This is a genomic window from Mesorhizobium sp. LSHC412B00, assembly GCF_000503035.1.
GTDB lineage: Bacteria > Pseudomonadota > Alphaproteobacteria > Rhizobiales > Rhizobiaceae > Mesorhizobium.
The window spans coordinates 596,619-617,757 of record NZ_AYWB01000001.1 but is presented as its reverse complement, the minus strand read 5'-3'; the positions used below and the strand labels follow the sequence as shown (position 1 = coordinate 617,757).

The following is a 21,139-nucleotide window of genomic DNA, read 5'->3' as shown; positions in this document are numbered from 1 at the left end:
TCCTTGGCGCAATTCCGGCCGGAAAACCGCCTCACACTTATCCTGGAATTGCTTTCCTATTTGTCCTCGAAGCCGGTGAGCACGCCGACGGCGTTGATGCCGATCTCCTCGACGGCGTAGCCGCCTTCCATCACGAACAGCGTCGGCAGGCCGAGCTTGGCGATGCGATGGCCGATCTTCGGATAGTCCGGGCTTTTCAGCTTGAACTGGCTGATCGGGTCCTTCTCGAAGGTGTCGACGCCGAGCGACACGATGACGATATCGGGGGCGTAGGCGGCGAGCTTGGCGCAAGCGTCCTCCAGCGAGGCGTTCCAGGCGTCCCAATTGGTGCCGAAGGGCATGGGATAATTGACGTTGAAACCTTCGCCGGCGCTGGCGCCGCGTTCATCGGCATGGCCGAGGAAGAACGGATACTCCACCATGGGATCGCCATGCAGGTTGAGAACCTGCACGTCGGCGCGTTCATAGAAGATCTCCTGCGTGCCATTGCCGTGGTGATAGTCGACGTCGAGGATCGAGACGCGTTTTGCGCCCTGATCGAGGAACCACTGCGCGGCGACCGCGGCATTGTTGATGTAGCAGTAGCCGCCCATGAACCCGGCACCGGCGTGATGGCCGGGCGGGCGGCAGAGCGCGAAGGCCGACCGCTCGCCACCCTTGACCAAGGCCGCCGCCGTCAGCGCCACGTCGTAGGACGATTTGATCGCGGTCCATGTGCCTTCGACGAAGGTGGCGCCGGCGTCGAAGGAATAGTAGCCGAGCAAGGCGTCGACGCGCTTGGGTGGCACGTCGCCGCGCAGGCCGCGCGTCGGCCAGGTGAAGGGCATCGCCGTGCCCTCGAAGCCGGCGGCCTTCCACGCCGGCCAGACGGTCGGCAGGAAGTCGATATAGTCGGCCTTGTGGATGCGCTTGGCGGCTGTGAGATCGTGCTCGACCGGTCCGATGATCGGCCCCAGCTTCTCGCTCTCGACCCGCGCCTTGATGAACTCGGCCCGCGACGGCTTTTCGAAACCCGGCACGATTGCCGACGTGACCAGTTCCATCTGGCCGGCATGGCCGGTATGAAGCGGCGAATAGACAGTCTTCATGAATTTCCTCTCGAAATAGCGAAATCAGTCAAGGTTGAGATAGGGGGTGACCAAAGCGAGCCACATTCTTTCCACATCGTCCTCGATGAGGTCGTATGTCTTGCGATCCCGCTTCAACCCCACAAGCCGGCAGGCGTGCCCGACATCCATCATCAGCACGCCGAGCCGGCTGGCGATCTTGTCTTCAAGGGCCGGGTTCACATGCTGCAGCCACGCGGCGTAAAGCGCGATGATCTGCTCGTCATATTCGTCCTGGATCGGCCTGAGGTCGGCATTGCCGGATATCGCCTCGATCACCGGCATCAGGGTGGCGTTTTCGAGATATATTCTGGAGGTATCGATGAAGAGCTTGCGCACCTCCTGCCGAAACTCGTCGCGGTTGGTGGGTGGGGTGACCTCGATGCGCCTGGCGATCACCTCGGGAAACGACGACAGCCAGCGCCGGGCGAGGTCGAGGAGAATGGCTTCCTTGTTGGGAAAGTACTGGTAGACCGAACCGACCGACAGGCCCGCGCGCCGGGCAATGGCGAGCGTCGTCGGCGTCTTGGTTCCCTGCTCCCGCGTCAGGATCAAAGCCGCGTCGAGTATCCGGTCGACCACCTTGCTCGACCGTTCCTGCCGCGGCTGCTTGCGCGGTTCGAGCGCCATCCTGGTTTCGCGGCTGAGACTGCGCTTCACGGATTGATGCCTTCGTTCCCTGCCGGTTTCAACACAGGTCCCGGTCTCAACATTGGCGTGGTGTGTTGTCCACAATACATTCGAAATTCGGCACGTTGACAAACGCGAATAATTAGTCGCATTCTTTTATCCACGCTGTTTTGAGAGATCACAAGGGGAATTTCGAAACAGCGCACTGGCATCAGTTTTCGTCCGATAACGCCGCTCCAGCGGAGTGGCAGCTTGTCGGACAAGAGGGTTGTCGGTCTCAGCCAGTCGTCAAAAGCGCGGAGTCGCGATGTCTGTCACGGGTGCGGGTCAAAATGCTGATCTGATCGTCATCAATGGTCGCGTGCGGACCATGGACGATGACAATCCCGCCGCCGAGGCGATTGCCGTCAAGGACGGCGCCATCATCGCCATAGGCAACCACGCCGCCATCGAAAAACTCAAGGGAACGACCACAGAGGTGATCGACGCCAAGGGCGGTTCGGTCCTGCCCGGTTTCATCGAAGCCCACATGCATCTGTTCTCGGGAGGGGCCGAGCTCGCGCATCTTCAACTCGGCGGTATCCATGGCTTCGAGGCGCTTCAAAGCGCCATCCGCGACTACGCAACGACGCGGCCCGAGGCGAAAATGCTTGTGGGCCAGGGCGTCGACTACACCGTGCTCGGCGACGAGCGGGTGACACGCCATCATCTCGACGCCATCCTGCCCGACCGCCCCTTCTGCATGGCAGCGCCCGACCACCATACGATGTGGGCCAACACCAAGGCGTTGGAGATAGCCGGCATCCTGAAGGGACGCACGCTCGGTCCGGGCAACGAGATCGTGATGGGTGGCGACGGCCTGGCCGCGGGCGAATTGCGCGAGGGCGAGGCCTTCGGTCCGGTGCTCGACCTTGCCGGCGAAAGCCGGGTGCGGCTGGGGCTGTCGACCGGCGGTGAGCCCGACCCAATGCCGTCGGCCGCCGAGCGGGCCGCTGACCGTGACATCATGCGGCGCGGGCTTGCATGGTGCGCGCGCCACGGCATCACCTCGATCCAGAACATGGACGGCAATCTCTACCAGCTCGAACTGCTTTCCGAGATCGAGGCCGAGGAGGGATTGCCCTGCCGCGTCAAGATCCCGTTCCACTACAAGAATTTCATGACACTCGACATGCTCGAGAAGGCGTCCGTCATGGCCGAGCGCTACCACAGTGAGTGGCTGTCATCGGGCATGGTCAAGGTGTTCTATGACGGCGTGCTCGATTCCTGGACCGCTGTTATGGTCGAACCCTATGCGGATCGTCCCGACTGGGTCGGCGAGCCGCTGTTCACGCCGCAGCAATTTATCGATCTCGCCGTGGCTATCGACAAACGCGGGCTGCAGATCGCGGTGCACTCGATCGGTGACGGCGCGGTGCGCGCAGTGCTCGACGGTTACGAGGCGGCGCAGAAGCTCAATGGCAAGCGCGACAGCCGGCACAGGGTTGAGCACATCGAGGTCACCACAGCAGCCGACGTGCCGCGTTTTGCCGAACTCGGCGTCATCGCCTCGATGCAGCCGTCGCATCCGCCCGGCGCCATGGATTTTCCACTGGAGCCGACGGTGTCACGCATCGGACCGGCCCGCTGGCCGCTGAGCTATGCCTGGCGCACCCTGAAAAGCGCTGGCGCCCATGTCGTGTTCGCCTCGGACTGGCCGGTGGCGGCGATCGACCCGATCCTGAGCATTCAGGCGGCAGTGCAGCGCAAACCATGGGCAGAAGGCGATCCTGACCAGAGTTTCTCGCTGCAGGAAGCGATTGCCGCCTACACGGTCGAGGGCGCCTATGCCGAATTCGCCGAGCATCGCAAAGGCGTTCTGAAACCCGGCTACATGGCGGATCTGGTGGTTTTGTCGGCCGATATCGAGAAGACGGCGCCCGCCGATCTGCACAAGCTGCGACCGGTGACGACGGTCTGCGGTGGCAAGGTCACCTACCAGGCCTGACAATGGCATGCGGCTTGCACAGCTTGCCGCTTGCAAGACGAAATGACCGACTGAACTGTGATTCAATGCCGGACTTGCCAACCTACCGGCCGTGTGGTCACATCGAACAGGGGAAAAACTCCGCCAGCAAGAGCGGGGTCAACAGTGAGGCGTATCGTGCCGGAAAAACCGGATCGGAATGCAATTGAAGTCGTAAACGTCAGTAAAATTTTCGGATCGGGTGAGGGGCAGGTCGCTGCCCTCGATACGGTCTCGGTATCCATCCGCGAGAATGAGTTCTTCACCCTGCTGGGACCATCCGGCTGCGGCAAGACCACGTTGCTGCGGCTGATTGCCGGCTTCGACTTTCCAACCGCCGGCGAAATCCTCCTCTACGGTCAGGACATCGCGCCGTTGCCGCCCTTCAAGCGGCCGGTCAACACCGTCTTCCAATCCTACGCGCTGTTCCCGCATATGACGGTCGCCGACAATATCGGCTTTGGCCTGGAAATGCTGGGCAAGCCGAAGGCCGAGATCAAGGCGCGCGTCGCCGAGATGCTGAAACTGGTGAAGATGGAGGCGCTGGCGGGCCGCCGCACCAGCCAGATCTCCGGCGGCCAGCAGCAGCGCGTGGCGCTCGCCCGGGCGCTGGCGCCGCAGCCCAAGGTGCTCCTGCTCGACGAACCGCTCTCGGCGCTCGACTACAAGCTGCGCAAGGAAATGCAGATCGAATTGAAGCGGCTGCAGCACGAGACGGGCATCACCTTCATCTTCGTCACCCACGACCAGGAGGAAGCGCTGACCATGTCGGATCGCATCGCGGTGATGTCGTCGGGCAAAATCCTGCAGGTCGGCTCGCCGCGCGACATCTACGACCGGCCGGCCGAGCGTTTCGTCGCCGACTTCATCGGCGAGTCGAACTTCCTCAAGGCGGATGTGGTTAGCGCGACTGGTGGCCGGGCGACGGTGAAGCTGCCGTCTGGTGTGGAAATCCCAGCCTCGCTGCCGGAAGGCTTCAGCCCCAGCGGCAAGGTCACCATCGTCGTGCGTCCAGAGCATGCGCAGTTGGGCACGGCCAGCCCGAGCGCTTCGCTGTCCGGCACCGTCGAAAACATCGTCTATCTCGGCACCGACACGCACTTCCATCTGCGCCTTGCCGGTGGCGAGCCGTTCATCGTGCGGCGTCAGAACAGCCGCGGCGCCGGTGACGGCTTCGTGCAGGGCGGCCAGATCGGCATCACGATCGGCAACGACGCCGCGCAAGTGCTGAAGGACTGATCATGGCGACCGCGGAACAAGTCGCCAAGGCAGCGCAGCGACGCGATGTGCGCGACCGCTGGCTGCTGTCAGCGCCAGCCTTGCTGGTGATCTTCCTCGCCGCGACCGGCCCCTTGCTGATCGTGCTGATCTACTCGTTCCTGACGCCTGGCCCCTATGGCGATGTGAAGTGGCAGTTCTCGCCCGATGCCTGGCTGTCGGTGTTCATGGAACGCGACATTTTCGACGATACGCTTTCGCTTGCGGCAGCGCATGTCACCATCTTCTGGCGCTCGATCAAGCTGGCGGTGATAACGACGATCGCCACTTTGGCATTGGGGTTTCCAACCGCCTATTTCATGGCGACGCGCAGCGAGAAAACCAGGGATCTCTGGCTGTTCTTGATCACCATTCCGTTCTGGACCAACCTTCTGATCCGCACCTTCGCCGTGCTGCAGATCATCCGCAACGAAGGCATCATCAACACCATCCTTATCAAGCTTGGTATCGTCTCAGCGCCGGTGCAGATCCTCTTCACCGACACGGCGATTCTGATCGGCATGGCCTATGTCTATCTGCCGCTGATGGTGCTGCCGATCTATGCCAGCATGGAGAAGCTTGATTTTCGCCTCGTCGAGGCGGGCTACGACCTCTACGCGACCCGATTCAAGGTATTGCGGAAGATCATTTTCCCGCTGGTCAAACCCGGCGTCATTGCCGGCTCCATCCTGGTCTTCATTCCAGCCCTTGGCGCCTATGTGACGCCGAGCGTGCTTGGCGGCGGCAAGAATATGATGCTGTCCAACCTGATCGAATTGCAGTTCGGCCAAGGCCGCAACTGGCCGCTCGGCTCGGCGCTGTCGATCACGGTGATGATCATCGTCATGGTGGCGCTGCTTGCCTATGTGCGCAATGCCGGCAAGTCGGGGGCGCGGCATGGCTAAGAACTTTTCCATCAAGCACCAGACCGGCTTCACGGTGATCGCTGCGACCTGTTTTATCGTGCTCTATCTGCCGATCATCGTGCTGGTCGCCTATGCCTTCAACGCGGCGAACTCGACGTCCGAATGGGGCGGCTTTTCGATGCNTGCCGATCATCGTGCTGGTCGCCTATGCCTTCAACGCGGCGAACTCGACGTCCGAATGGGGCGGCTTTTCGATGCGCTGGTTCCAGTCGGCTTGGCAGAACGTGCAAGTTATCGACGCGACGCTACGCTCGTTCCAGATCGGCGCCGTCGCTGCGGTGCTGTCGACAATCTTTGCCACCATGGCCGCGCTCGCCACCACGCGCACCGCGTCCTATCCGGGCCTCACCTTCAAATATGCGGCGATCAACCAGCCGCTGATGGTGCCCGAGATCGTCACGGGCGTGGCGCTGCTGATCTTCTTCTCGCGCATCAAGATCTTCACCGGCTATTCCGGCATTGGCTATCTGATCGCCGCGCACACGGCGTTCTGCATCCCGTTCGCCTATCTGCCGATCCGGGCGCGGCTGGAAAACATGGACCTGACGCTGGAGCGCGCGGCCGCCGATCTGTACGCGACGCCTTGGAAGACCTTCCGCCGCATCACGCTGCCGCTTTTGTGGCCCGGCATACTGGCCGGACTGATGCTGGCCTTCGTCATCTCGCTCGATGACGTCGTCATCACCGAGTTTGTCAAATCGGGCGGCCAGGATACGCTGCCCACCTACATGCTCGGCCAGATCCGCCGCGGCATCACGCCTGAGATCAACGCGATATCGACCGCCTTCCTGCTGCTTTCGGTCGCGATCGTCACGTTGTTTTTCTTCGTCAGCAGGAAAAGAGACTGAACCGACAAATGGGAGCTAAAACCATGAACTGGAAAACAACGACAGCCGCCATCGGGTTGGCGCTGCTCGCAACGACGAGCCTGGCCCGCGCCGATGGCGAGCTGAACATTTACAATTGGGGCAACTATACCAGCCCCGATGTGATCAAAAAGTTCGAAGCCAAATACAACGTCAAGGTGACGATCACCGATTACGATTCCAACGATACGGCGCTCGCCAAGGTACGCCAGGGCGGCACCGGCTTCGACATCGCCGTTCCGTCGCAAACCTACGTGCCGATCTGGATCAAGGAGGGCCTCGTGCAGGAGACCGATCCGGGCAAGATGGAGAACTTCAAGAACGTGGCGCCGGAATGGGCCAATCCAGACTTCGACCCCGGCCGCAAATATTCCGTGCCGTGGGCGCTGGGCACCGTTGGCGTCGTCGTCAACACCGATGCCTACAAGGGACCAGCCGACAGCTGGGGCATCATCTTCAACACGCCGGACGAGCTGAAGGGCAAGACCAATGTCGTTCCCGAGATGAATGACGTTATCTTCGCGGCGATCAAATATGTCGGCGGCCAGCAGTGCACCGACGACAAGACGGTGCTTAAGAAGGTGCGCGACACGCTTGTCGCGGCCAAGCCGAACTGGATCGCCATGGAATACAACACCATCGAAAAGATGGGCGCCGGCGACTTCAAGGCGACCAGCGACTGGAACGGTTCGGCGCTGCGTCAGCGGCTGGCCAATCCGGCCATCCATTACAATTATCCGAAGGAAGGCTACGGCCTGTGGAGCGATAACGTCGTCGTTCTCAAGGAAGCCAAAAATGTCGAGAACGCCAAGCTGTTCCAGAACTTCATCATGGATCCGGAAAACGCGGCCGGCCTCTCGGCCTTCCATCGCTACGCAAACGCAATTACCGGCTCGGACAAGTACATGCCGGCCGATATGAAGGATGCCCCGGAAGTCGTCATTCCGGAGGCTGCGAAGGCACAAGGCGAATTCCAGAAGATGTGCGCGCCTGAGATCCAGGACATCTACACCAAGATCTGGACCGAACTGCAGAAATAACCGCAGTCTGACAGACCCGGCGGCATGCGCCGCCGGGTCTTTTCTTTTCCGGAATGGCTTTCATGGACTCCTATCGCAACAGCGATCCGCGGCCGTCGATCATGCAGGGCTCGCCGCCTCAAATGGTGCTGCCGAAGCTCGACTGGGACCGGCCGCCATGGAATCGCTGGGCCTTCCAACACATCCGCGAATTCCTGCCGACCATCGAGGTCTGGCGCGGTAACGGCCATCGCCATCGTCTTGAGCGCGCAGAGACCGATCTCGACGCGCTGCCGGTGGAAGACAGCAAGGGCCGTCCGACGACGCTCGTTGGCCTGCTCGACGAGACCTACACGGACGGCTTCCTGGTGCTCAAAGACGGCAAGGTCGCCTATGAGCGCTATTTCAACGGCATGGCCGAGCGCACGCTGCATCTGTCGCAGTCGATGGCGAAGTCGGTAACAGGCACCGTGTTCGGTATTCTGGTTGGGCGCGGCTTGATCGACCCGGCCAAACCGGTGACCGCCTATCTGCCGGAGCTCGGCGCGACCGGCTGGGACGGCGCCAGCGTGCAGCATGTGCTGGATATGACCACCGGCGTGCGGTTTTCCGAGGACTACACCGACCGTTACTCCGACATCGGCCAGGTTGATGTCGCCACGGGCTGGAAGCCGGTGCCGCCGGACAGCGATCCGGATTTCCAATGGCCGCCGCATCTGTTCGAGTTGATCCTGCAGCTGAAGGACAAGGTGCGGCCGCATGGCGCCGCGTTCGAGTACCGCTCGATCGAGACCGACGTGCTTGCCTTCATCATGGAGCGGGTCACCGGTAAACGGCTGGCGCAGCTGGTGTCCGAGGAGCTGTGGCAAAAGCTCGGCGCCGACGAAAGCGCTTGCTTCACGGTCGACAGCGCCGGCTATGCGCTGGCCGATGGCGGCTTCAACGCGACGCTGCGCGATTACGCCCGCTTCGGCCAGCTGATCCTCGACAAGGGCCGCGGCATCGTGCCGGCCGACTGGATCGAGGCGACGCGCAACGGCAGGCATGCGCCGGATTTCAATCCGAGCCTGTCGGAGGGCAGCTATCGCAACCAGTTCTGGATCGAGAATCCGCGCACGCGCGCTTTGATGTGCCGAGGCGTGTTCGGGCAGATGATCCATATCGACTGGGACACCGGCATGCTCGTGGTCAAGCTTTCGACCTATCCGGATTTCAGCAATGTCGCCTATTCGGTGGCAACGCTGAAGGCGGTGCACACCATCGCCATGGCGCTTGGTTGACCCACAACAAATCACCCTCTGAGGAAACGTTCATGACCGGCAAGACCGCGTTCGAGACCCGCTACGGCTTTGCCCGCAATGAGGTGCTGCTCTCCAACTGGCGCGAAAGCCCGTTCAACCGCTGGTCGTTCCAGAACCTTGGCGAGCTGGTGCCTACCGCCCCCGTGGCGGCGACGCCGGGAAGCGTCGAAGCGCCGGTGCGGGACCTGAGCGGCCTGCTCGGCGAAAACGTCTCCGTCGCCGGCGCGCCGGAGACGGTGGCCGAATTCCTCACACGTTCGAGCAGCGACGCGCTGACGGTGATGAAGGCTGGCAAGGTCATCGGCGACTGGTTCGCGCCCAATATGGATTTCGGCGCCCGTCACATCATCTTTTCGATCAGCAAATCGGTCACCGCGATCATCGCCGGAATACTGGAAGGCGAGGGCGTGTTCGACCCGGAAGCGCCGGTGACCCAGTACATTCCGGAAGCCGCCGGCTCGGCCTATGCCGATGCAAGCTGCCGGCATGTGCTCGACATGAGCGTCAGCCTCGATTTCGAGGAGGCCTATCTCGATCCCGAAAGCGCCTTTGCCCGTTACCGCCGCGCGACGCTGTGGAATCCGGGCGGCGGCACTGAAAGCTTGCGCGAATTCATTCTGACCTTGCAGCGGCTCGAAGAACCGCACGGCAAAACCTTCCGCTACCGTTCGCCCAATTCCGATCTGCTCGGCCTGCTGCTCGAACGAGCTTCCGGCCAGCGCTTCCCGGACCTGATGCGCGAGAAACTGTGGCTACCGCTGGGTGCTGTCAGCGAGGCTTCGATCGGCGTCGACATGGAAGGTACGGCGCGCACCGCCGGCGGCATTTCGGTGACGCCGCGCGACCTGGCGCGTATCGGCGAGATGATGCGGCAGGGCGGCACGGCCAATGGCCGGCGCATCGTGCCGGAAGGCTGGGTGCGCGATACGACCGTTGCCGGCGGCAGCGCGGAGGCTTGGCAGCGCGGCACGATGGTGCATCTGTTCCCGAAGGGCCGCTATCGCAACAAGTGGTACCAAACGGGTGCGGCAAACGGTGCTTTCTGCGGCATCGGCATCCACGGCCAATGGCTCTACGTCGATCCGAAGATGGAAGTGGTGATTGCAAAAATGGGGTCGCAGCCGGTGCCTGAAGATTATCCGCTCGAACGCGAGATCGTTGCCTTTTTCGAGGCGCTGAGCGGGATGGTCTGAGGACGAGCCAAAGCAAGGCGCTTTCCTGTGGACCTCTTTGACGCTTGAGAACACTGCGGTTGGCGTGACGGACATCAGCGCCTATGGTCGCCGCTCTTTGCGACAGGGACCAGCATGGCAGCAGACAGCAAACGCATCGCATCCATCATCGCGGCAGAGATCGGGGCGCGGCCGGAGCAGGCATCAGCAGCTATAGGGCTGCTCGATGAGGGCGCGACGGTGCCGTTCGTGGCGCGCTACCGCAAGGAGGTCACCGGCGGGCTCGACGACACCCAATTGCGCGACCTTGCCGAGCGATTGGCCTATCTGCGCGAACTCGATGCGCGCCGCGACACCATTCTCGGTTCGATCCGCGAGCAGGGCAAGCTGACCGAGGAACTAGAGGCCAAAATTGTGGCTGCCGCCACCAAGGCTGAACTGGAAGACATCTACCTGCCCTACAAGCCCAAGCGCCGCACCAAGGCCGAGATCGCCCGGGAGCGCGGGCTGGGGCCATTGGCGGAGGCTATTTTGGCCAACCGGTCGTTGGTGCCCGCCGAGGCGGCGCTGGCTTATGTGACCGAGGATGTGACCGACGCCAAGGCCGCACTGGAAGGCGCACGCGACATCCTGTCGGAACAGTTTGCGGAAAATGCCGATCTGGTCGGCAAGCTTCGCACCTACATGAAGGAGCGCGCTTTCATGCGTGCCCGTGTCGTCGACGGTAAGCAGGAGGCCGGGGCGAAATTCTCCGACTATTTCGAGCATGTCGAGCGTTGGGCAAATGTTCCGAGCCACCGCGCGCTGGCCATGCTGCGCGGCCGCAACGAAGAGGTGTTGTCGCTCGACATCGAGGTCGATGCCGACGATGCCTCGCCGGTGAAGCCGGTCGAGCGGATGATCGCCAATGCCTACGCCATCGGCGGCAGCCTGCCGGGCGACCGCTGGCTGATGGAAGTGGCCGGCTGGACCTGGCGGATCAAGCTTTCGCTGCACCTGACGCTCGATTTGATGCGCGACCTGCGCGAGCGGGCGGAGGAAGAGGCGATCCATGTCTTTGCACGCAACCTCAAGGATTTGCTTCTGGCAGCACCCGCCGGCTCGCGGCCGACCATGGGCCTCGATCCCGGCATCCGCACCGGCGTCAAGGTCGCTGTCGTGGATGGCACCGGCAAGGTGCTGGCGACGACGACCGTCTATCCATTTCCGCCGCGGAACGATGTGCGCGGCACACAGGCCCAGCTCGCAGCACTCATCCGCCAGCATAAGGTCGAGCTGATTTCGATCGGCAACGGCACCGGCAGCCGCGAGACTGAAAAGCTGGTCGCCGACATGTTGTCCGACATGCCTTCGGATGGTGGGCCAAAGCCGCTCAAGGTGATCGTCAGCGAGGCCGGCGCCTCCGTCTATTCGGCCTCGGCGACAGCGGCGGCTGAGTTTCCCGGGCTCGACGTGTCGCTGCGCGGTGCGGTGTCCATAGCCAGGCGGCTGCAGGATCCGCTCGCCGAACTGGTCAAGATCGAACCGAAATCGATCGGCGTCGGCCAGTACCAGCATGACGTCGACCAGTACCGGCTTGGCCGCTCGTTGGAGGCGGTGGTGGAGGACGCGGTCAATGCCGTCGGCGTCGATCTCAACACTGCCTCGGCGCCTCTTTTGGCCCGCGTGTCAGGCCTGGGCGCGTCGCTTGCCGATGCCATTGTCGCGCATCGCGATGCGACCGGGCCGTTCGCCAGCCGCAAGGAACTGCTCAAGGTGGCGCGGCTCGGACCGCGCGCGTTCGAACAATCCGCAGGCTTCCTGCGCATTGCCAATGGCAGCGAGCCGCTCGACGCCTCGTCGGTCCATCCGGAAGCCTATGGCGTGGCCAAGAAGATCGTAGCCGCCTGCGGCCGCGATGTGCGCTCGCTGATGGGCGACAGCGCAGCGCTCAAGGCGCTCGATCCGCGAGTCTTCGTCGACGAACGCTTCGGCCTGCCGACGGTGCGCGACATCATTGCCGAACTGGAAAAACCCGGCCGCGATCCGCGCCCCGGCTTCAAGACCGCAACCTTTGCCGACGGCGTCGACGATATCAAGGATCTGAAGCCCGGCATGCTTCTGGAAGGCACCGTTACCAATGTCGCTGCCTTCGGCGCCTTCGTCGATATCGGCGTGCACCAGGACGGGCTGGTGCATGTCTCGCAACTGGCCGATCGTTTCATCAAGGACGCGCATGAGGTGGTGAAGGCCGGCGACGTGGTGAAGGTGCGGGTCGTCGATGTCGACATCAAGCGCAAGCGCATCGCGCTGTCCATGCGCAAGGACGGCGGCGAGGGCGGGACGCCGAAGGGGCCGCGCGACAATGGCGGCGGCAAGCCGGCGCAACCTTCGCCGATGCCGCAGCGTCAGCCGGAACGACGTGCACAGCAAGGCGCGTTTGGCGCAGCATTGGCCGATGCCTTGAAGCGGACGTAGCCTCGAATGGTTCCTTGCAATCGCTAGAGCGTTATCTACCATCCTTGTGTGGAGATACGCGCGATATGGCAAGTTTCGAGAAAGTGAGTGTCCAAGAGTTGGGGCGTCTTTGGGACGAGGGCATGGCGAGTGGCAGTTCGGTCGATGGAGACCAGGCTTTCGCCCGGATCAAAAGCAACCTCGATGCGAAAGTTGCCGAACGCAAGTCGCAAAAACGCTGCGCTTCCAGCCGGAAACCGAGCCGATGAAGCGGAAGTAGCTACCAGGCCAGAACGGCCGGTTCCTTGTCAACCTGGCCCAGCAGCCAGTCGCGAAAACTGACGACGGGCGGGTGGCCGCGCTTGTCGTTCGGGACGACGAGGTAGTAGGCGCTGCGGCTTTGCATCGGCTGTCCCGGTGCCGGCACGAGCTGACCGCGCTGCAATTCGCCGGCGATAAGAACTTGCGGCAGGAGCGCGACGCCAAGCCCCGCCATGCAGGCTTGGGCAACGGTGCCGAATTGCTCGAACTGCATGCCGGGTCCGATCGCTGCGCTCAAGCCCTGTTCCTCGAACCATTCGCCCCAGGCCCCGGGACGCGTCGCCATGTGCAGCAGCGGCAGGCGGCTGATGTCGGCCGCCGTGGTGATATCGCGGCTGGCAAGGAAGTCTGGCGAGACCACCGNAGTTCAGACGTGTGCTCTTCCGATCTGATGTCAGGGTTTTCTGCGACGAAATCCGGGATCAGCGGCATCAGCCAGCGCGTGCCGAAGGTCGGCAGTATGGCGAGGTTCAGCATGCCGCTATGCCGATTGCTCATCAATCCGAGCGCGGCGTCGCGCAATTGCCCGAGTGCCGCCCGCACGGCTTCGGCATAGATTTCGCCCGCCGTGGACAGCCGAACATTGCGGCTGTCGCGCTCGAACAGCCGGCGGCCGAACTGTTCCTCCAGAAGTGCTATCTGGCGGCTGACGGCCCCTTGGGTCAAATCGAGTTCCTGGGCGGCAGCGGTGAAGGAGCCAAGGCGGGCCACGGCCTCGAAGGCGGCAAGGGCGCTGGTGCTGGGTAAAAGCCGGCGTTGGACGTTCATGATCCATTACTAAACCTCATTGATCTGTGATGCAATTTTGTTTGATTTTTCCGAAGCGGAGGTGGATAAGCCCGAGCACTTCAAGATTTTGGGAGAGAGCGAAGCCATGGCCGCCGACAAGAACGCGTTCGTCTGGGAAGACCCCTTCCTGATCGAGAACCAGCTTTCCGAGGATGAGCGCATGGTGCGCGATGGCGCGGCCGCCTTTGCCGCCGACAAGCTCGCGCCGCGCATCGAGGAGGCCTATCTCGAGGAAAAGACCGACGCCGGCATTTTTCGCGAGATGGGCGAGGCCGGCCTGCTCGGCATCACCATTCCCGAGGAATATGGCGGGCTCGGCGCCAATTACGTCACCTACGGGTTGGTGGCGCGCGAGGTCGAGCGGGTCGATTCCGGCTACCGGTCGATGATGTCCGTGCAGTCGTCGCTGGTGATGTATCCCATCCATGCCTATGGCACGGAAGAGCAGCGCAAGAGATACCTGCCGAAGCTGGCTTCGGGCGAATGGATCGGCTGTTTCGGCCTGACCGAGCCGGATGCCGGTTCCGATCCGGGCGGCATGAAGACGCGGGCCGAGAAGACGGCGAACGGCTACAAGATTTCCGGCTCGAAAATGTGGATATCCAACGCGCCGATCGCCGACGTGTTCGTGGTCTGGGCGAAGCTGAAGGGCGACAACGGCAAGGACGAAATCCGCGGTTTCGTGCTGGAGAAGGGCATGAAGGGGCTGTCGGCGCCGACGATCGGCGGCAAGCTCAGCCTTAGGGCCTCGATCACCGGCGAGGTGGTGATGGAAGGCGTCGAAGTCGGCGAAGACGCGCTGCTGCCCAACGCCAGGGGCCTCGGCGGCCCATTCGGCTGCCTCAACCGGGCCCGCTACGGCATTTCCTGGGGCGCGATGGGCGCCGCCGAGGATTGCTGGCACCGGGCCCGGCAGTATGGACTCGACCGCAAGCAGTTCGGCAAGCCGCTCGCCGGCACGCAGCTGTTCCAGAAAAAGCTCGCCGACATGCAGACCGAGATCGCGCTGGGCCTGCAGGCCAGCTTGCGGGTCGGAAGGCTGATGGACGAGGGCAAGATGGCACCGGAGATGATCTCGATCGTCAAGCGCAACAATTGCGGCAAGGCGCTCGACATCGCCCGCCAGGCCCGCGACATGCATGGCGGCAACGGCATCCAGATCGGCTACCACGTCATGCGCCACGCGCAGAACCTGGAGACGGTCAACACCTATGAAGGCACGCATGACGTGCATGCGCTGATCCTTGGCAGGGCTCAGACGGGGATACAGGCGTTTTTCTAAAGCTGTGCCGATGTTCAGGTGAGGCCGGCCTGCAAATGGCCGATGTCTGCGCTTCCGGTGCTCGCGTACCAAAAGTACGCTCTGCTCCGGTTCTCGGTATCAGCCATTTTCGACTCGGCCTGACCTGAATCTCGACACAGCGTAGCCGGCTTCGGCTGCTTAATTTAGGTGCAGCGCAACATCTCTGCTTGGAGAATGGCCAATAGATGTGTCAGGGTTCGGCTGAAGAAACGCCGATCTCCGGGGCCCCATGGCAATACTGGCAGCCGTCTACCACCTGACCCATTACAAATATGACCGGCCGGTGGTTCTCGGGCCCCAGGTCATCAGGCTGCAGCCGGCACCGCATTCCCGCACCAAGGTGCTCAGCCATTCGCTGAAGGTCGGGCCGGCGAACCACTTCGTCAATCTGCAGCAGGACCCCTACGGCAATTTCCTGGCCCGCTTCGTCTTCCCGGAACCGGTGACGGAATTGAAGATCGAGGTCGACCTCGTCGCCGACATGACGATCTACAATCCGTTCGATTTCTTCGTCGAGCCATCGGCCGAGACCTTCCCGTTCGAGTACCCCGAAGACATCAGGGACGATCTCGCCATCTACCGCACGCCGGAGCCGGCGGGGCCGCTGCTGTCTGCTTTCCTCGCAACCATCGACCGTAGCGCCACCAACACCGTCAATTTCGTCGTCGACCTCAATGCGCGGCTGCAGCGGGAGATCGCTTATATCGTGCGGATGGAAACCGGCGTGTTCTCGCCGGAGGAAACGCTGGCCGCGAAAAAGGGATCGTGCCGGGATTCGAGCTGGCTGCTGGTGCAAATCCTCAGGAATCTCGGCCTCGCCGCGCGTTTCGTCTCCGGCTATCTGATCCAGCTGAAGCCCGATCTGGTCGCGCTCGATGGCCCAGCCGGAACCGCTGTCGATTTCACCGACCTGCACGCCTGGTGCGAGGTCTATCTGCCGGGCGCCGGCTGGATCGGCTTCGATCCGACGTCCGGCCTGCTCACCGGCGAAAGCCATGTGCCGCTGGCGGCCACGCCGCATTTCCGCAACGCCGCGCCCATTTCCGGCATGGCGAGCTTTGCCAATGTCGAGTTCGGCTTCGACATGCGTGTCGACCGCATTGCCGAACATCCGCGCATCACCAAGCCATTCTCGGACGAAAGCTGGCAGGCGCTGGATGCGCTGGGCAACAAGGTCGACGCCGCACTTCAAGCGGGCGACGTCAGGCTGACCATGGGCGGCGAGCCGACCTTTGTCTCCATCGACGATTTCGAGTCCGCCGAGTGGAACACCGCCGCCGTCGGCCCGACCAAGCGCGAAAAGGCCGATGCGCTGATCCGTAAATTGCGCGAACGCTTCGCGCCGGGCGGCTTCCTCCACTACGGCCAGGGCAAATGGTATCCGGGCGAAAGCCTGCCGCGCTGGACCTTTTCGCTCTATTGGCGCACCGACGGCCAGCCGGTGTGGAGCGATCCGTCGCTGATCGCACGCGAAAAGAGCGACGCAAAGGTGGGGCCGCAGCAGGCCGAGAGCTTGCTGACGGCAATCGCCGGCGAACTCGGCATCGACAAGGCGATGGTCAGCGAGGCCTATGAGGACCCGGCCGAATGGCTGCTGAAAGAAGGCAAGCTGCCCGACAATGTCGATCCGTCCAACTCCAAGCTGGAAGACCCGGAAGAGCGCAGCCGCATGGCGAAAGTGTTCGAGCGCGGGCTGACCAAGCCGTCGGGCTACGTGCTGCCGGTGCAGCGCTGGAACAGCCAGGCTTCGGACCCGCGCTGGCGCTCGGAGAAGTGGAAGACCCGGCGCGGGCGGCTGTTCCTGGTGCCGGGCGATTCCCCTGTCGGTTACCGCCTGCCGCTGGGCACGCTGCCCTATGTGCCGCCGGCGCAGTTCCCCTATATTGTGCCGGTCGATCCGTCGCTGCCGCGTGGACCGCTGCCGGCGCGGGAAGCCATACTGCCAGAACCGGCTCCGGCCGAGCTGGAAGGCGCCGACGAGATGGCACGACGCCAGCAGGCGATTTCTTTCACGGCGACGACCGGCCAGCAGGATAGGGTCGAACAGGAGATCACCGAGATCGGCGGCGCGGTGCGTACAGCACTTTCGGTCGAGCCACGCGACGGGCGGCTGTGCGTGTTCATGCCCCCGGTCGAGGCGCTGGAAGACTATCTCGAACTCGTCGCAGCCGCCGAAAACGCGGCCAAGGCGATCGGCCTTCCCGTCCATATCGAAGGCTATGGACCGCCGCACGATCCGCGCCTCAACGTCATCAGGGTGGCACCCGATCCCGGCGTCATCGAGGTCAACATCCATCCGGCTGCCAACTGGCAGGACTGCGTGGCGACGACGACGGCGATCTACGAGGAAGCACGGCAGACGCGGCTTGGCGCCGACAAGTTCATGATCGACGGCCGCCACACCGGTACCGGCGGGGGCAACCATGTCGTCGTCGGCGGCGCGACGCCCAATGACAGCCCGTTCCTGCGCCGGCCCGATCTGTTGAAGAGCCTGGTGCTGCAATGGCAGCGGCGCCCGTCGCTGTCCTATCTATTCTCCGGCCTGTTCATCGGCCCGACCAGCCAGGCGCCGCGCTTCGACGAGGCGCGGCACGATTCGCTTTACGAACTCGAGATCGCGATGGCGCAGGTGCCGCACCCGGGCCAGGGCAACCCACCGCTGCCTTGGCTGGTCGACCGACTGTTTCGCAACCTGTTGACCGATGTCACCGGCAATACGCACCGCTCGGAAATCTGCATCGACAAGCTGTTTTCGCCCGATGGCCCGACCGGCCGGCTTGGGCTTGTTGAGTTCCGCGGTTTCGAGATGCCGCCCAATGCGCGCATGTCGCTGGCGCAGCAATTGCTGGTACGCGCCATCATCGCCCGTGCGTGGAACAACCCGCTTGATGGCCGCTTCGTGCGCTGGGGCACCTCGCTCCATGACCGTTTCATGCTGCCGCACTATGTCTGGGCGGATTTCCTCGACGTGCTCGACGACCTCAAGCTCAACGGGTTCGAATTCCGGCCGGAATGGTTCGATGCCCAGCTGGAGTTCCGCTTTCCGTTCTGCGGCGAAGTCCAGCATGCCGGCATCAAGCTGGAACTGCGGCAGGCGCTGGAGCCGTGGCATGTCATGGGCGAGCAAGGCGCAATCGGCGGCACTGTGCGTTTCGTCGACTCCTCGGTCGAACGGCTGCAGGTCAGGACCGAAGGCCTCAACCCGGAACGTCATGCCATTGTCTGCAATGGCCGAATCGTGCCGATGAAGGTCACCGACAATCGCGAGGTCGCGGTGGCCGGTGTGCGCTTCAAGGCCTGGCAGCCTTCGTCGGGCCTGCATCCGGCGCTGCCGGTCAACACGCCTTTGGTCTTCGACATTTACGACCGTTGGTCGGGGCGGGCGGTGGGCGGCTGCGTCTACCATGTCGCGCATCCAGGTGGGCGCAGCTACGACACTTTCCCGGTCAACGGCAATGAGGCCGAGGCGAGGCGTCTCGCCCGCTTCGAGCCGCGCGGCCATACGCCGTCGGCCTATGTGCTGCGCAATGAAGAAGCCTCTGAAGACTTCCCCATGACCCTTGACCTCAGGCGGCCAGCAAGACTCTGATCAGCGATGGCAAAGGGGAATCAGAAAAAGGTCCGCGGCAAGCCGCTGAGGCACAGTCTGCTGGAGCACTACCAGCCGATTGACGGCGTCGTCGACGAGATGGTCGATGCTTCGGGCCATCCGCGTCCGGCCTGGGCGCCCTTCATCGAGGCGCTGGAGGAGCTGGGTCCCGAAAAGCTGGGCCAGCGCTTTGCCCGCGCCGACCAGTATCTGCGCGACGCCGGCGTTTATTATCGCGTCTACGACAAGGCCGGCGCCAACGAGCGCGAATGGCCACTGGCGCATATCCCGCTGCTGATCGAAGACAAGGAATGGGCCGGGATCAGCGCCGGTCTCGTCCAGCGCGCCGAGCTTTTCGAGGAGATAGTCGCTGATATCTATGGCCCGAACCGGCTGATCGAGAAGGGAATCCTGCCGGCAGGCCTGATTGCGGCGAGCCCCGAATTTTTGCGCCCCGTCGTCGGCACCATGCCGGCCAGCGGTCATTTCCTGCATTTTTGCGCCTTCGAGCTCGGTCGTGGGCCGGATGGAAGCTGGTGGGTGCTGGGCGACCGCACGCAGGCGCCGTCGGGCGCCGGCTTTGCGCTGGAAAACCGCGTCGCCACGACGCGGGCTTTGTCCGACGTCTATGGCGAGATGCATGTGCATCGCCTGGCCGGTTTCTTCCGCCGCTTTCGCGATGCGCTGATCGGCATGGCGAAGGAGAATGACGGCCGCGTCGCCATTCTGACGCCGGGGCCGCTCAACGAGACTTATTACGAGCACGCCTATATCGCCCGCTATCTCGGCATCATGCTGCTCGAGGGCGAGGATCTGACCGTCTCCGGCGGCAAGCTGATGGTGCGCACGGTTTCCGGGCTGATGCCGATCAGCGTGCTGTGGCGGCGGCTCGATGCCGCCTTTGCCGATCCGCTGGAACTGAGGTCGGACTCGCATATCGGCACGCCGGGGCTGGTCGAGGCGATCCGCCGCGGCACCGTGTCTACGGTCAATGCGCTGGGGTCGGGCTTGATGGAAACCCGGGCGCTGCTCGCCTTCCTGCCGAAGATTTCGCGCGCATTGCGCGGCGAAGAGCTTCTGTTGCCAAGCGTGGCCACCTGGTGGTGCGGGCAAGCAACCGAACGGGCGCATGTGCTTGCCAATATCGATCGCATGGTGATCGGTCCGGCGCTGTCGACGCGGCTGGCCTTCGAGGATGACGGCCAGACCAGGCTCGGTTCGGCACTGACGCCGGAGGAACGCATCGCGCTGATCGCGCGCATCGAGAGCGATGGCAGCGGTTTCGTCGGCCAGGAAGCGGTGACGCTGTCGACGACGCCGGTCTATGTCGGCGGCTGGCTGGAACCGCGACCGGCAAGCCTGCGCGTTTATCTGGCGCGCACGCCCGATGGCTGGACGGTAATGCCGGGCGGTTTCGCCCGTGTCGGCCTTTCGCTCGACCCGACGGCCATCGCCATGCAGCGCGGCGGCCAGGCGGCCGACGTCTGGGTGGTCAGCGACCGGTCGGTCGAGCGCGAGACGCTGCTGCCGCAGGAGCATGACAGCTTTGTCCGCACCATGCCGGGCAGCCTGCCCAGCCGCGCGGCGGAAAACCTGACCTGGCTCGGCCGCTATATCGAGCGCTCGGAGGATACGGTTCGCATCCTGCGCGCCTATCATGTGCGGCTGGCCGAGACGTCCGATCCTGACATGCTGCTGCTCGCCGATATCAGGGACTATCTCGAACCCTTCGGCGTCGATCTCGAAGCGGCCATTCCGCCCGGATTGATCGGCACGCTGGACAGCGCCGTCTACAGCGCCGGACAGATCCGCGACCGCTTTTCGCCCGATGGCTGGCTGGCGCTGAAGGACCTGTCGAAGACCATTCATCAGTTCGCCACCACGGTGGCGCCGGGTGACGACGCGACACGGGCGATGACGGTCATGCTGCGCAAGCTCGCCGGTTTCTCTGGCCTGTTGCACGAGAATATGTACCGTTTCACCGGCTGGCGTTTCCTCGAGATCGGCCGGCGGATCGAGCGCGGCATCCAGATCGCCCGTACGCTAGCCCGACTGACAAGGTCCGGTGCGCCGGACGGCTCGCTCGACATGATGCTGGAGATCGGCGACAGCGTCATGACCCACCGCCGGCAATATCCGGTGCGGGCCGGACGGCGCACGGTGATCGACCTCTTGGCGCTCGACCCACTCAACCCGCGCTCGATCCTGTTCCAGCTCGAACGGCTGAAGGCGGAGATCGGCCTGTTGCCATCGGTTGGGCCGGAGGGGCATATGTCGGTCGCGGCCAAGGAAATCCTGCAGCTCAACACGGCAATTGCCGTCATGGAGCCATCGGAGATGTCGGCGGAGGTGCTGGACGATCTCGCAACTGAGATCGGCAACCTCTATAGCAGCCTGGCTAAAGCGTATTTTGGTTAAC

The 21,139-nt window shown here is 63.2% G+C and carries 13 protein-coding genes and 1 pseudogene; 12 read left to right on the top strand and 2 right to left on the bottom strand.

Annotated features, from left to right (window positions below):
* Window positions 1-56: 56 nt before the first annotated feature.
* Window positions 57-1,088, bottom strand: a complete 1,032-nt coding sequence (locus X757_RS161735; RefSeq protein ID WP_023725145.1) for a histone deacetylase family protein — start codon at window positions 1,086-1,088, stop codon at window positions 57-59.
* 24 nt (window positions 1,089-1,112) lie between these two features.
* Entirely contained in the window at window positions 1,113-1,766 is a 654-nt protein-coding gene (locus tag X757_RS161740; RefSeq protein ID WP_023686329.1) for a TetR/AcrR family transcriptional regulator, read from the bottom strand.
* A 277-nt stretch (window positions 1,767-2,043) separates the two neighbouring features.
* Here X757_RS161740 and X757_RS161745 point away from each other — a divergent pair, with 277 nt between their 5' ends.
* The 12 genes and pseudogenes from X757_RS161745 to X757_RS161795 all read left to right on the top strand — a co-directional run bounded on the left by X757_RS161745 (window position 2,044) and on the right by X757_RS161795 (window position 21,138).
* A complete protein-coding gene (locus X757_RS161745; protein WP_023683468.1) occupies window positions 2,044-3,723 on the top strand; it encodes an amidohydrolase in 1,680 nt (559 codons plus the stop codon).
* A 156-nt stretch (window positions 3,724-3,879) separates the two neighbouring features.
* Entirely contained in the window at window positions 3,880-4,980 is a 1,101-nt protein-coding gene (locus tag X757_RS161750; protein ID WP_023699750.1) for an ABC transporter ATP-binding protein, read from the top strand.
* Window positions 4,981-4,982: 2 nt separating this feature from the next.
* Window positions 4,983-5,903, top strand: a complete 921-nt coding sequence (locus X757_RS161755; protein ID WP_023696888.1) for an ABC transporter permease — start codon at window positions 4,983-4,985, stop codon at window positions 5,901-5,903.
* A pseudogene (locus X757_RS161760) lies at window positions 5,896-6,772 on the top strand (ABC transporter permease). The gene X757_RS161755 and the pseudogene X757_RS161760 overlap by 8 nt, the downstream one beginning before the upstream one ends.
* 23 nt (window positions 6,773-6,795) lie before the next feature.
* Window positions 6,796-7,830 (top strand): extracellular solute-binding protein, encoded by a 1,035-nt coding sequence (locus X757_RS161765; RefSeq protein ID WP_023671767.1) that lies wholly within the window; start codon window positions 6,796-6,798, stop codon window positions 7,828-7,830.
* A 62-nt stretch (window positions 7,831-7,892) separates the two neighbouring features.
* On the top strand, window positions 7,893-9,089 hold the full coding sequence (locus tag X757_RS161770) for a serine hydrolase (protein WP_023725143.1): 1,197 nt from the start codon (window positions 7,893-7,895) through the stop codon (window positions 9,087-9,089).
* 32 nt (window positions 9,090-9,121) lie between these two features.
* Window positions 9,122-10,303: a serine hydrolase gene (locus X757_RS161775; protein WP_023725142.1), complete on the top strand. Its 1,182-nt coding sequence runs from the start codon at window positions 9,122-9,124 to the stop codon at window positions 10,301-10,303.
* A 114-nt stretch (window positions 10,304-10,417) separates the two neighbouring features.
* The gene (locus X757_RS161780; RefSeq protein WP_023725141.1) at window positions 10,418-12,739 is read left to right on the top strand and encodes a Tex family protein; all 2,322 of its coding nucleotides are present in this window, start codon (window positions 10,418-10,420) and stop codon (window positions 12,737-12,739) included.
* A 65-nt stretch (window positions 12,740-12,804) separates the two neighbouring features.
* The gene (locus X757_RS1000000165615; RefSeq protein ID WP_023725140.1) at window positions 12,805-12,987 is read left to right on the top strand and encodes a hypothetical protein; all 183 of its coding nucleotides are present in this window, start codon (window positions 12,805-12,807) and stop codon (window positions 12,985-12,987) included.
* A gap of 926 nt (window positions 12,988-13,913) precedes the next feature.
* A complete protein-coding gene (locus tag X757_RS161785) occupies window positions 13,914-15,110 on the top strand; it encodes an acyl-CoA dehydrogenase (RefSeq protein WP_023725139.1) in 1,197 nt (398 codons plus the stop codon).
* Between the two features lie 250 nt (window positions 15,111-15,360).
* Window positions 15,361-18,720 (top strand): DUF2126 domain-containing protein, encoded by a 3,360-nt coding sequence (locus X757_RS161790; RefSeq protein WP_023725138.1) that lies wholly within the window; start codon window positions 15,361-15,363, stop codon window positions 18,718-18,720.
* Between the two features lie 6 nt (window positions 18,721-18,726).
* Window positions 18,727-21,138: a circularly permuted type 2 ATP-grasp protein gene (locus tag X757_RS161795; RefSeq protein ID WP_023725137.1), complete on the top strand. Its 2,412-nt coding sequence runs from the start codon at window positions 18,727-18,729 to the stop codon at window positions 21,136-21,138.
* Window position 21,139 lies beyond the last annotated feature (1 nt).

What these genes read in the sequence shown, in the direction of transcription:
- X757_RS161795 (WP_023725137.1), top strand. Translation starts at nt 18,727, where the DNA reads ATGGCAAAGGGGAATCAGAAAAAGGTCCGCGGCAAGCCGCTGAGGCAC.
- X757_RS161780 (WP_023725141.1), top strand. Translation starts at nt 10,418, where the DNA reads ATGGCAGCAGACAGCAAACGCATCGCATCCATCATCGCGGCAGAGATC.
- X757_RS161790 (WP_023725138.1), top strand. Translation starts at nt 15,361, where the DNA reads ATGGCAATACTGGCAGCCGTCTACCACCTGACCCATTACAAATATGAC.
- X757_RS161770 (WP_023725143.1), top strand. Translation starts at nt 7,893, where the DNA reads ATGGACTCCTATCGCAACAGCGATCCGCGGCCGTCGATCATGCAGGGC.
- X757_RS161745 (WP_023683468.1), top strand. Translation starts at nt 2,044, where the DNA reads ATGTCTGTCACGGGTGCGGGTCAAAATGCTGATCTGATCGTCATCAAT.
- X757_RS161755 (WP_023696888.1), top strand. Translation starts at nt 4,983, where the DNA reads ATGGCGACCGCGGAACAAGTCGCCAAGGCAGCGCAGCGACGCGATGTG.
- X757_RS161775 (WP_023725142.1), top strand. Translation starts at nt 9,122, where the DNA reads ATGACCGGCAAGACCGCGTTCGAGACCCGCTACGGCTTTGCCCGCAAT.
- X757_RS161785 (WP_023725139.1), top strand. Translation starts at nt 13,914, where the DNA reads ATGGCCGCCGACAAGAACGCGTTCGTCTGGGAAGACCCCTTCCTGATC.
- X757_RS1000000165615 (WP_023725140.1), top strand. Translation starts at nt 12,805, where the DNA reads ATGGCAAGTTTCGAGAAAGTGAGTGTCCAAGAGTTGGGGCGTCTTTGG.
- X757_RS161765 (WP_023671767.1), top strand. Translation starts at nt 6,796, where the DNA reads ATGAACTGGAAAACAACGACAGCCGCCATCGGGTTGGCGCTGCTCGCA.
- X757_RS161735 (WP_023725145.1), bottom strand. Translation starts at nt 1,088, where the DNA reads ATGAAGACTGTCTATTCGCCGCTTCATACCGGCCATGCCGGCCAGATG.